The following is a 1,198-nucleotide window of genomic DNA, read 5'->3' on the forward strand; positions in this document are numbered from 1 at the left end:
TGCGCGCGAAGCGTCGCGGATGCACAGGTCCTGCGGGGTGAGGACACGTTCCTGCCCGTCGAGGGTGGTGATTTTTTCGCCGTCCCGGGCGCGACTGACCACAATGCGGCCGCCTTCGAGCTTGTCGAGGTCAAAAGAGTGCAGCGGTTGGCCGTATTCAAGCAGAATGTAGTTGGTCACGTCCACAATATTGGAAACCGGGCGCACGCCCATGGCATGCAGGCGATGCCGCACATGCAGGGGCGAGGGGCCGATTTTTGCCCCCGTGATGACTCTGCCGGAATAGAGGCGGCAGAGGTCGGGATCTTCAATATCAATGGGAACAAGGCGCTGCGGCGCGCTTTCGTCCATCTGCAGGGGCAGGGCCGGGATGTTCAGCGGCAGGCTGAAGGCCAGCGCGGTTTCGCGGGCCAGCCCCAGCACGGAAAGGCAGTCCGCCCTGTTGGGCGTGACGGAAATGTCCAGCACTTCGCGGTCAAGCACAAGCTGGTCAACCAGCGGTTTGCCCACTTCAAAGCTGTGGGGCAGCACCATGATGCCGGCGTGGTCTTCGGTCAGGCCAAGCTCGCGCTCGGAGCAGATCATGCCGAATGACGGCGCGCCGCGCAGTTTGGCTTTTTTTATGACCATACCGTCGGGCATGGTTGTGCCCACAAGGGCCACGGGCACTTTTTGGCCTTCGGCCACGTTGGGCGCGCCGCAGACGATGTCCAGCAGTTCGCCCTGGCCTGCGTCTACCTTGCAGACATGCAGATGATCGGACTGTGGATGGTCTTCGCAGACGACCACCAGCCCCACCACAATGGAGTCGATGGCGTCAAAGGGACGGCGGATGTCTTCCAGTTCCAGGCCGAGCATGGTCAGGCGGTCGCCCAGAGCTTCAGCCGTGCCTTCGTAAGGCGTAAATTCACGCAGCCATGAAAGTGAGAGCAGCATAGCATGTCCTGTTTGCGCGGGGCCTTGGGCCGCCGCGTTGGGCGTCATAGGTAGTGGTGTTCATTGCAAACCTGGGCCGCGATTATGGGCAGCCCACGCGCCGCAGCCTCAGTTGAAATTCCAGGCCGGGGCGTCATCGCTCTTTCCGGGGTCCGGAAGGGGGCGGTCATGCTCCTGCATGGGTCTGTGCCCGTAAGCTCCGGGGCGCGGCCGCCGCCTGGGCGATTTCTCTTCCGGCTGCGCCTCGGTAACAGTATTGCCG

At 62.8% G+C, this 1,198-nt stretch carries 1 protein-coding gene; it reads right to left on the reverse strand.

Features of this window, described 5'->3' with window-relative positions; translation table 11 throughout:
• A partial coding sequence (gene ytpR, locus V6C07_RS09995) for a YtpR family tRNA-binding protein (RefSeq protein ID WP_333536301.1) occupies positions 1-936 on the reverse strand: 936 nt, incomplete at its 3' end.
• Positions 937-1,198: the final 262 nt, after the last annotated feature.

The sequence above is a fragment of the Desulfovibrio sp. 1214_IL3152 genome (genome assembly GCF_036763055.1).
Taxonomy (GTDB): domain Bacteria; phylum Desulfobacterota; class Desulfovibrionia; order Desulfovibrionales; family Desulfovibrionaceae; genus Desulfovibrio.